The sequence below is a fragment of the Aeromonas sp. R1-1 genome (genome assembly GCF_040908495.1).
Lineage (GTDB): Bacteria > Pseudomonadota > Gammaproteobacteria > Enterobacterales > Aeromonadaceae > Aeromonas > Aeromonas veronii.
Genome location: NZ_JBFODV010000143.1, coordinates 1 through 10,484, shown reverse-complemented (window position 1 = coordinate 10,484; position 10,484 = coordinate 1). Strand labels below are relative to the sequence as shown.

Here is a 10,484-nt window from a genome sequence, read left to right as displayed (position 1 = left end):
GGCACAAGCAGAAGTACCACTCCACCTCCCTGCGCCACTTTATCCACTTCTGCCGGGCTCAGGTGAAGGATGCCGAGGTGAGCCGCGCAGAGTAACGCCTGCTCGGAGCGCCGCTGGCAGACCCGCCCGCCAATGACGGAAAAAGCAGAGAGGGAGCCACGGCTCCCTCTCTTTGATTCGCTTCTGAGTATCACTTTTCCAGACTGCGCAACCAGCTGATCTCCTCGCCCCAGATGGACTCGTCTATGGTCTCGAGGATCAGCGGAATGCGATCGAAGCGATCATCATTCATGATGTGGTGGAATACTGCCTCCCCCAGATTGCCCTCCCGCAAGCTGTGGTGGCGATCGACACGGCTACCAAAGGTGCACTTGGCGCCGTTGATATGCATCCCCTTGAGATAATGAAAACCCACCGTGCGGTCGAACTCGGCAAAGACGGCAGCGCAGCTCTCGGCGGTGCGCAAATCGTAGCCGGCGGCAAAGGCGTGGCAGGTATCGAAACAGATCCCGACCCGGCTCTTGTCCTCCACCCGCTCGATGATGGTGGCGAGGTGATCGAACGACCAGCCGAGGTTGGTCCCCTGCCCTGCGGTATTCTCAATCACCGCCGTCACCCCTTCACTGCGCTCCAGCGCCCAGTTGATGGACTCGCTCACCAACTTGAGGCTGGCCGCCTCTGGGATCTGCTTGAGATGGCTACCGGGGTGGAAGTTCAGATAACAGAGCCCCAGTTGCTCGCAGCGTTTCATCTCGTCGAGAAACGCATCGCGGGATTTGGCCAGACCATCGGGATCCGGGTGGCCCAGATTGATGAGGTAACTGTCGTGAGGCAGGATCTGCTCCGGCAGAAAACCGGCCTTGTCACAGGCCGCCTTGAAGGCACGAATGGTGGCATCCGACAAGGGGGCCGCCTGCCACTGACGTTGATTCTTGGTAAAGAGGGCAAACGCGTTGGCCCCGATGGCCTGGGCGCGGGCGATGGTATTCTCCACCCCGCCGGCCGCACTGACGTGGGCTCCGATATATTTCATACAATCTCCTCGATACGGCAAGCCGCCATTATGCCGATCCCGCCCGGCCACGCCAAACCGGGATATCCGATAGCGGGTATCGACAAATAGCGCCGCCTTAGCAAGGCGGCTACGTTTCATGGCGTAATCGGCCTGCTCTGTAGCAACCTCTCCCCAGAAGGGATAACTAGAGCCCGTCCACGCCAGCATGGCGCCCATAAAAAAACGCAGCCTATCGCCTGAGCAATAACGCTGCGTCTTTGGGTCTCTCGGCCGTCCCCCTTGCCGTGACCCGAATGGCCAGCGACAAGGGAGCAAGAATGCGCGGGGAGAGTCGCCTTAGAAGGGCATCTTGAAGCCTGGCGGCAGTTGCATGCCACCGGTCAGTTCGCCCATCTTGGCCTTGTTCTGCTCTTCCACACGACGCACGGCATCGTTGCAAGCGGCGGCGACCAGATCTTCCAGCAGCTCCTTGTCATCTTCCATCAGGGAGGGGTCGATCTCGATGCGACGGACGCTGTGGCTACCGGTCATGGTGACCTTGACCATGCCAGCACCGGCTTCACCGGTCACTTCCATCTGAGCCAGCTGCTCCTGCGCCTTCTGCATACGCTCTTGCATCTGTTGGGCCTGTTTCATCAGGTTCCCCATTCCACCTTTACCAAACATATGTCATCTCTCGTCTTGAAATCCGGCATCCAGCGCCGGGCTGTGGGCTTGTCTGTCCTAGATGGGGACAGCCAAACTGCTTTTCAACCGGAAGCAAGCTCCCGGCCACGGAATTTAGCGGTTGAGGGGCTCGATGCTCTCGTGATGAAGCACGGCACCAAACCGCTGAACTAAAAACTGTACGTTGGGATCCTGCTCTAGGTCCCGGGTCACCTGCTCGCGCACCCCGAGATAAAGGCGGTGCTCGATCTCGAGGGGGGTCTCTTGGTCAGGCACCACACCGAGCGTCACCTCGACCTGCACCGGTTGACCCAGCGCTGGCCCGATGATCTCGGCCAGATCGGCGCGCGCCTTGTCGCTCACCAGATGGCGCTGCTCGGGCTTGAGGGTTAGCAGGACTTTATCCCCTTCCCGCGTCATCACCGAGTTGATGGCCAGCTGGCGCAGCCGCCCTCCCACCTGAGTGTGAGCGATCAACTCGGCCCAAGGGTCGCCGCAACCATTGAGCAGCGAGGAGGGGATAAGGCGAGTCGCCTCTCCCTCTTGCGGCTCGCTGTCGCTCTCGAGCTCATCCCAGTCGATGGTCTCCATCACCGGCTGAGGGGGTTCATCCTGCGTCACAGGGGCAGCAGCCACCGCCGTGCTGGCAACGGGCGGCTGGGTCGCTGGGGTGGGCGTCACCGCTGGCGCCGCAGCGCTGCGCTCACCGGGTCGATAGCTCGGCTGCCCGTCGAGATCCCAGGGTGGCAGATCGGTTGGCTGGGCCGGTGCCGTGACAGGGGCGTGGCTCATCACCTGAGTCTGCTCGGCAAAGCCCTGATTGAGGTACTCTTCGTAATCGCCGTTATCAACCTGCGGCTCGTAACCGTCGCCATAGAGATCCACCGGTGGCAGATCATCATAGTGTCCCATCGTCGCCATCCCCTGCCCGGCCGGTTGGCCGACCGGAGCTGGCTGTTGGGTAACGGCCGGAGCAGCAGCGGGCGCGACAGGACGAGCTGGCGCAACCGGCACCGCGCGCGGCGCGGGCGCCGCCGGGGCATCCTGACCACGCTGGCGGCTGCGCAGCATGTTTCGCTTGCCAAGCAGGCTCTGCATGCTCGATACCGCTGAAACAGCTTCAGGTGCGCTAACCGGCGTGGTTGTCGGTTCGAGCGCGGGCTCGGCTGCAGGCTCGAAGGCGGCGGTCAGCGGCTCGCCACGGGAATAGTCGGTATCGGCTGCGACAGACGCTCGCTCATCCGCATCTGCTGGCTGTGCGGCTGAGTGCCCAGACACATCAGGCTGCGCATGTGGCAACGCGGGCTCGGGTTGATACCCCATGCCTGCGGCTTCACGCAGCAACTCATCCTGCTGGCTGAACAGCTCGGCGGCTTGCGCCTCCTCCTCGCTGTCGGCGGGGTTGCCGATGTCATCCGTCATCGCAGGCAGGGAAACATCAACCGCGGTCACGGCGCCGCTGATCGGTGCCACTGCGGCCGATTCAGCGGCCGGGCGCTTTCCCGGCAAGGTGCCAACCGGCATGGCGCTGCTCGCCGTACTGCTCGTCATTGACGGGGGCAACGCAGTAAGGCTGGCCGGATGCAGGGCATCACGCCTTGGGGAGAAGGCGAGCATCCGCAGGCAGGTCATCTCCAGCGCGGTGCGGCCATCGGGAGCCCAGGGAAGATCTTTACGGCCACCTAGCACAATCTGGTAGCAGAGCTGCACCTCTTCCGGGCTCATCGCCTTGGCCAGTTGCAGCAGGGCATCGGCATCCGCCCCCTGCTCCTGCACGCTGGCAGGCAGCAGCTGGGCCATGGCGATGCGATGGAGCAAGCCTTCCAGCTCGGCGTGGAGCTGATCAAAATCGGGGCCCAGGGTGGCGATCTCGGTGATCTTGGCCATGGTCGCGGGGGCATCTTGCCGCAAAATGGCTTCCAGCAGCTGGTGCAGATGGCGGTGATCGAGCGTGCCCAGCATCGCCAGCACGCTGTCGAGGCGCACGCTGCCGTTACCGTGGGCCAGCGCCTGATCGGTCAGGCTCAGGGCATCGCGCATACTGCCGTCGGCGGCTTTGGCCAGTGCCAGCAGGGCGCGCGGCTCAAACGGCTGCCCCTCCTGATCCAGCACCCATTCGAGCTGCTTGGCAATCTGGGTCTGATCCAGACTCTTCAGATGAAACTGCAGGCAGCGCGAGAGAATGGTAATGGGCAGCTTCTGCGGATCCGTGGTGGCCAGCAGAAACTTCACATAGGGGGGCGGCTCTTCCAGGGTTTTCAGCAACGCGTTGAAGCTGTGGCGCGACAACATGTGCACTTCATCGATGAGATAGACCTTGAAGCGGCCACGGGCCGGACGGTACTGCACGTTGTCGAGCAGCTCGCGGGTATCTTCCACCTTGGTGCGGGACGCCGCGTCAATCTCCAGCAGGTCGACAAAGTTGCCCTGATCGATCTCGCGGCAGGTATCGCAGACGCCACACGGATGGCTGCTGATCCCCTGTTCGCAGTTGAGGCTCTTGGCCAGAATACGGGCGATGGTGGTCTTGCCGACCCCACGGGTACCGCTCAGCAGATAGGCGTGATGCAGCCGTCCCTGATCCAGGGCGTTGGTCAAGGCGGTCAGCACATGTTGCTGGCCTACCACTTGTTCAAACGTATGGGGGCGCCATTTACGCGCCAGAACCTGATAGCTCATAAATCCATCATGCAGGGAAGACAGGGCATTGAGGCCGGATGCTAACACAAATGGCGGGCTGGCTGTATCGGCTATCGGTCAGAGCGGGAGGGATCGCTTGATTTTCAAACCGATGCCCGCAAGGGCACCGGTTCAATGCAGGCCCGATGCAGAGGATCGGGCCGAAGAGGCATTACTCGCCGGCCAGCTCGACCAGTGAGACCACCTTGATGCCAGCGGCAGTCAGACGGGCATCGCCACCCAGAGACGGCAGGGAGATGATGAAGGCCGCATCGGCCACTTCACCACCGGCACGGCGGATCAGCTTGACGGTCGCATCGACGGTACCACCGGTCGCCAGCAAATCGTCCACGACCAGCACCTTGTCACCGGGGACGATGGCATCGGTGTGCAGTTGCAGGGTGTCGGTGCCGTACTCGAGGGCATAGGACTCCTCGATCACTTCGCGCGGCAGCTTGCCCGGCTTGCGGACCGGCACGAAGCCCAGCCCCATGGCATAGGCAACTGGTGCGCCAAAGATGAAGCCGCGAGCTTCGGTGCCAACAATCTTGGTGATCCCTTGATCACGATAATGATTGGCCAGCAGATCGATGGTGGCCTTGAAGGCCTCGGCGTTCTCGATCAGGCTGGTAATGTCACGAAACAGAATGCCCGGCTTCGGATAGTCGGGAATGGTCTTGATGCTTGCTTCGATAAATTTCAGGGTTTCCGGATTCATGTGTTGACCGCTTATTTTTTGACCCAGGGGTGGCCATTTTTTCTCAATTCCCTTCTGCGGGAAATAAAAAAGCCTGTCACGCAAAAATGACAGGCCGACTCCATAGCATTATTGCTGCAATAGCTTAGGGACTTCACTTCACCATTGCAACTGGCTCCAGCACCGGCAGGCGCATTAACCAGGTGAGCAGGATCACCATTATGACAACCAGCAGCCCCTTGACCCAAAGCAGTGGCACCACCGCCAGCGACACCGAAAAGGTGAGCAGAATGAAGATAATGGCGCGCCGTCTGGCCTGACGACGAATGCCGCGATACTGCTGCCAATCCACGATGGGCGGGCCAAACCAGGGATGGGTCAGCAACCAGCGATGAAAACGGGGCGACGAGCGGGCAAACAGGGCGGCAGCCAGCAACATGAAGGGGGTAGTCGGCAACAGGGGCAGCACAATGCCCACGATACCGGTGGCAAATGCCAGCCACCCGAGCGCCATCAGACACCAACGCTTCATTCCTTCTCCTTGCGTGATTTATCTCCCTCTAGCCTAACAGAGTTTGAGCGGGTGCTGACAGCGGGCCGCAACCCCACTACAATCTGCGCTCTTTTTTCTTGCCACTCTCGTCGGAAAGCCGTTATGCGCGTTATTTTGGCCCCCATGCAGGGGGTACTGGATCACCTGATGCGGGAGGTACTCACCTCCGTCAATGATTACGATCTCTGCGTGAGCGAGTTTATCCGGGTCGTCGATCAGCTGCTACCCGCCAAGGTGTTCTACCGCCTCTGCCCTGAACTGCTGCAAGATGGCAAAACCCGCGCAGGCACCCCGGTGCGGGTGCAACTGCTGGGGCAACACCCCGAGTGGCTGGCCGAGAACGCCCTGCGCGCCATCGAGCTGGGCTCCCCCGGCGTCGATCTCAACTTCGGCTGTCCAGCCCCAACGGTCAACAAGAGCAAGGGCGGTGCGGTGCTGCTCAAAGAGCCCGAGACCATCTACCGCATCGTCAAGGCGGTGCGCGAGGCGGTGCCCGCCCATCTGCCGGTGAGCGCCAAAATTCGCCTCGGTTACGATGACAAGGATCTCTATCTGGAGAACGCTCAGGCGGTCTTCCAGGGGGGCGCCAACGAGCTGGCCGTTCATGCGCGCACCAAGCGCGAAGGGTACAAGGCCCCCGCCCACTGGGAATATGTGGACGCCATTCGCCGCGCCCTGCCCATCCCCGTCACCGCCAACGGTGAAATTTGGGATCACAAAGATGCCCTAGCTTGTGCCAGGGTCTCGGGTTGCGATGCCCTGATGGTCGGGCGCGGCGCCATCTCCCTGCCCAATCTGGCCAACGTGATGAAAACCGGCTGCCCGCACATGAGCTGGGCCAAGGTGCTGCAGTTGATGGTGAGCTATACCGAGCAGGATCTGGCCAGCGAAAAAGCCGACTACTACCCCAGCCGCATCAAACAGTGGTTCAGCTATCTCAAGCGGGAATATCCCGAAGCGGACCAGCTGTTTCAGGAGATCCGGGTGCTCAAAGAGACGGCTCCCATCCGCGATGCCCTGCTGCAAGCAGCCAAAAGCCACGGCTAACCACGTTTAACTTGACGCATATCATCTTGATAGAGTTATCGGATCCCTATACTGCCCCGAATCTGTCGTCTGTCCTGTGGGGGATAATGTGTGTGAAATGACGCAAGCACAGTTGACTGTCTGGCGTAATCGCCTGCTGTCAGACTGGGCCCAAGTACGAGAAACGCTGATCGGTCAGCTCAAAGCCTGCCGCCGTGACGAGTGGGCCGAGCAGGTCGGTCACTGCGAGCAGGATCAACTGGTGGAACTGACCAGCCGGCTGGATCTGCCGAAGGTTGAGCAGAGCGTGGCCCGCCTCAAGCGGATCGATGCGGCACTCTGCCAGATGGATCTCGGCCTCTATGGCCTCTGCTCCGATTGTGAAGAGCCGCTTTCCATCGAACAGCTGGAACAGGATCCGACCCTGCAACGCTGCCCGCGCTGCGAAGCCCGCTATCGCAAGGGATTCCACGCCCACGAATTGTGAGGGATGCACATCTGTGCATCCGCTCAACCCTCAGCACTGGTTACTCCGTCGTTCCTGTCCAATACTCACCGTATCAGCCTGTTCGAGGGTATGCGTTGTGTACAGACTCTTGTTGTTATGGTGTTTGTGTTGCCAGGCTACGGCACAGGAGTCATTGGTCGTGGGCTGGGTCGACTGGCAGCCCTTCAGTTATCGCAATGAACAACAACAGCTCCGTGGACTGGATGTGGAGCTGCTCAACGCCATCTTCCTGCGGGCCGGTTATCAGGCCAAATTCAGTGAAATGCCCTGGGCTCGCGTGCTGCACGAGCTGAAATTCGGCACAGTTCAACTGGCCATGTCAGCCAATATCACCGCCGAGCGGCAGCAATATGCCCGCTTCAGCCACCCCTATCGGGAAGAGGAGACGGCCATCGTCATCCGTCGGCAAGATGCCGATCGCTGGCGCGGGATCACCACCCTGGAGCAGTTGATCAACACCCCTGACTTTCATATCGGGGTGCTCAAGGGCTTTGATTACGGCAATACCTTCCGCCAGTTGATGGCAAGGCCCGAGCTGCAGCCCCGTTTGCAGATGCGCCTGCGGCTGGATCAGCTGCTGAAGATGTTGCAAGGGGGACGGATCCAGGGGTTTATTCTGGATCCCCACGGACTGCAGGAGTGGCAGGGTAAGGATGGCGTGCAGGACAAGCTGTATATTCTGCTGCATATCGAACAGACACCGGTTCACCTGATGCTGAGCAAAGAGAGCACCACAGAGGCTCAACTGCAGCGGATCAATCAGGCTATCGATCAATTGAAACAGAGCCCCGACTATCAGCAGATCCTCGATCGCTACCAGTTCAGATCCCTGCATTCACAGGAAAACACTCATAAGTAAGGGGAGCATCAGCTCCCCTTGCAGTCTCAAGCAAACCCAATCCTGTTTCAAACAACCCTGGTTGCAACTTGCCAGGACGTTTTGGTCACCGATAACGTGATGGGTTAAGCCTGGCTATCAGCGTCCCAGCACAATGTCGGCAAGGTGGGCGAAGTGGTGGATTTCGTGGGTTGCATCGCACTCGCCCGCTTGCCGCGCCGGGTTGTACCAGCAGGTTGCCAGCCCCTGCGCCGCCGCCCCGGCAATATCGGTTTTCGGGTTATCCCCCACCATCAGCACCCGGGCCGGATCTGGCTGCCCCATCAGGGAGAGGGTGTGCTGGAAAATAGCTGGCGCCGGCTTGGTCACCCGAATTTCGTCGGAGATCACCAGCGGCTCGAACCACTCGCTCCAGCCCAGTTTGCCGAGCCTCCCCCGCTGAGGCACGCTGAAACCATTGGTGATGATCCCCATCCGCACCTTGCTGCGCAACTGCTGCAGGGTCTCGACCACCCCTTCAAGAGGCATGCTAAGGGCAATGATCTGCTCCAGAAAGGTGTTGTTCATCGCCATGGGATCGGCGGCAACCTGCTGGGCAAAGAGGGAGAAGCGGGTCTGCTGCAACGCCGTGGCATCGATCTCGCCATCATTGTACTGCTGCCAGAGCCCGTGGTTGAGGGTGTGGTACTGCGCCATGCTGGCGTCATCAGCCTGTACGCCATAGATCTGCAAGGTGTGAGTCAGCGCAGAGGCGACCGGAAAATCGAGCAGGGTTTCATCCAAATCGAACAGCACCCAGTCATAGCTTGGTTGTTTCACAGAAATCCTTGTAATCATTCAGATTGTTCAGAGGCTTGGCGACCAACTCTGCCAAGCGGGCTGGCCAGCAGATCGAGCGTGAGACGCACGCCGAAGCCGGTCACTTCGCTGGAGACCACCCCATTGCCCCCCTTGTTGCGAAAACCGCTCAGGTCGAAGTGCAGCCAGGGAGTCTGCTCGGGCACGAAGTGGGCGAGGAAACGGGCCGCATCAATGTGATCCGGCGAACTGCCCGGTGCACACTGCAACAAATCGGCCCACTCGCTCTCGATGTTGTCGTCGTAATCGTCATCAAGCGGGAAGGGCCAGATCCGCTCACCGCTGCGCTGACCCAGATTGACCAGTGATGCCATCCATTCGCTGCGATTGGTAAAGACACCGCTGTAGCGGCTACCCAGCGCCCGTTTGCAGGCCCCGGTCAGGGTCGCATAATCGAGCAGCAGATCCGGAGTATCCTGCACCGCCATCGCCAGGGTGTCGGCCAATACCATTCGCCCTTCGGCATCGGTATCGACCACCTCGATGGAGGTGCCATTGATGGCAGTCACCACCTCACCGGGGCGATAGGCGTGAGGGCCGATATGGTTCTCGGCAATGGCCAGCCAGCAGTGTACCTCGTAGGGTAGCTGAGCTCGGCTGATGGCGTAGAGGGCCCCCAGCGCCACCGCGCTGCCCCCCATGTCCAGATGCATGCCATACATGCTGCCGGAGACCTTGAGGTTGTAACCGCCAGAGTCGTGGCAGATCCCCTTGCCCACCAACGCAATACGGCGCACCGGCTTGGGTGGATAGTAGCTGAGCTTGACCATGGCCCCCTGATTGTCTTCCGAGCCACGAGCAACGGCCAGAAACGCCCCCGCCCCCAGCTCGGCCAGCTGCGCCTGATCATAGTGATGGCACTGCCACCCCTCATCTTGCGCCAGCTTGCTGACAAACTCGCGATAGCTGGCGGCCGTCAGCTCGGAGGCAGGCAACACCGCCAGATGGCGAGCCAACCCGTTACCCCCCGCTTCGCTGTAAAGGCGCGCCAAGTCCAGCACCACCGCGGGTGAAACCTTGATCTGCTGATAGCCCCAACTGCTTTCACTGCGGCGCTTGCTGGTGGGCAACGAAATATTGGCGGCAAGCAGGGCCGATAACATCACTTCGGCCAGCATCACTCGCTCGGAGGGGGAAAAACCTTCCAGATGCAGCCCGAGCCGCTCCACATTGAGCCCAGAAAGAGGAGCAATCCAGCCTCTGATCTGTTTATAGAGGCGGTGATCCCGCGTCACACTGCCGGCCACAAACATCACCTGCAACAGGGTATTGCCATGCATCAGGGTAAAGGGCGCTTTTTTCCCCAGCGCAAGCTGGGTCTGGAGACCCGCAAGGGCGGGCAGCGAAAGCAAGGACTCCTTCTGCTCTTCAGCGATCAGCAGCAGTTGCAACGGCAGCCCTTGGGCAAGGGCTTCGGCCAGCGTGGCATCCCGGCTTTCAATAGCAGGAGGAAGATAGGTGAAGGGAGTGATCACAGGCGCGTGCCTCATCCATGAAGAGATACCTGATGATACCCAACAAATGGTTGATACGACCAGTTTTGGTCTTGAAAAAGGCTATGTCCCAATTACGTGTTGCATGGGGCGCCCCAGCGCCTCATGCAAACATGCTTTGATATTCACCCCCCTCCCGTAACGCTCCAGC

10 protein-coding genes are annotated in these 10,484 nt (G+C 60.4%); 3 read left to right on the top strand and 7 right to left on the bottom strand.

Annotation, left to right across the window (positions count from 1 at the left end):
- Positions 1-190 precede the first annotated feature (190 nt).
- From nfo to AB5Y92_RS08480, 5 genes are all read right to left on the bottom strand, one after another.
- A complete protein-coding gene (gene nfo, locus AB5Y92_RS08500; protein WP_368226457.1) occupies positions 191-1,033 on the bottom strand; it encodes a deoxyribonuclease IV in 843 nt (280 codons plus the stop codon).
- Between the two features lie 318 nt (positions 1,034-1,351).
- On the bottom strand, positions 1,352-1,681 hold the full coding sequence (locus AB5Y92_RS08495) for a YbaB/EbfC family nucleoid-associated protein (protein ID WP_005333445.1): 330 nt from the start codon (positions 1,679-1,681) through the stop codon (positions 1,352-1,354).
- Between the two features lie 114 nt (positions 1,682-1,795).
- Positions 1,796-4,360, bottom strand: coding sequence for a DNA polymerase III subunit gamma/tau (gene dnaX, locus AB5Y92_RS08490; protein WP_368226456.1), 2,565 nt, complete (start codon positions 4,358-4,360; stop codon positions 1,796-1,798).
- A gap of 172 nt (positions 4,361-4,532) precedes the next feature.
- On the bottom strand, positions 4,533-5,078 hold the full coding sequence (apt, locus tag AB5Y92_RS08485) for an adenine phosphoribosyltransferase (protein ID WP_005352403.1): 546 nt from the start codon (positions 5,076-5,078) through the stop codon (positions 4,533-4,535).
- A gap of 133 nt (positions 5,079-5,211) precedes the next feature.
- Positions 5,212-5,589 (bottom strand): YbaN family protein, encoded by a 378-nt coding sequence (locus AB5Y92_RS08480; RefSeq protein WP_005352406.1) that lies wholly within the window; start codon positions 5,587-5,589, stop codon positions 5,212-5,214.
- Positions 5,590-5,712: 123 nt separating this feature from the next.
- Here AB5Y92_RS08480 and dusC point away from each other — a divergent pair, with 123 nt between their 5' ends.
- The 3 genes from dusC (at position 5,713) to AB5Y92_RS08465 (ending at position 8,003) form a co-directional block, all read left to right on the top strand.
- Entirely contained in the window at positions 5,713-6,657 is a 945-nt protein-coding gene (gene dusC / locus AB5Y92_RS08475) for a tRNA dihydrouridine(16) synthase DusC (RefSeq protein ID WP_368226454.1), read from the top strand.
- Between the two features lie 97 nt (positions 6,658-6,754).
- Positions 6,755-7,123 (top strand): RNA polymerase-binding protein DksA, encoded by a 369-nt coding sequence (locus tag AB5Y92_RS08470; RefSeq protein ID WP_019445807.1) that lies wholly within the window; start codon positions 6,755-6,757, stop codon positions 7,121-7,123.
- 160 nt (positions 7,124-7,283) lie between these two features.
- Positions 7,284-8,003: an ABC transporter substrate-binding protein gene (locus AB5Y92_RS08465; protein ID WP_159158836.1), complete on the top strand. Its 720-nt coding sequence runs from the start codon at positions 7,284-7,286 to the stop codon at positions 8,001-8,003.
- Positions 8,004-8,120: 117 nt separating this feature from the next.
- On the opposite strand, the gene yjjG is transcribed toward AB5Y92_RS08465, so the two are convergent.
- The gene (gene yjjG / locus AB5Y92_RS08460) at positions 8,121-8,801 is read right to left on the bottom strand and encodes a pyrimidine 5'-nucleotidase (RefSeq protein ID WP_021231331.1); all 681 of its coding nucleotides are present in this window, start codon (positions 8,799-8,801) and stop codon (positions 8,121-8,123) included.
- A gap of 14 nt (positions 8,802-8,815) precedes the next feature.
- The gene (locus AB5Y92_RS08455; RefSeq protein WP_164537934.1) at positions 8,816-10,315 is read right to left on the bottom strand and encodes a leucyl aminopeptidase family protein; all 1,500 of its coding nucleotides are present in this window, start codon (positions 10,313-10,315) and stop codon (positions 8,816-8,818) included.
- Positions 10,316-10,484: the final 169 nt, after the last annotated feature.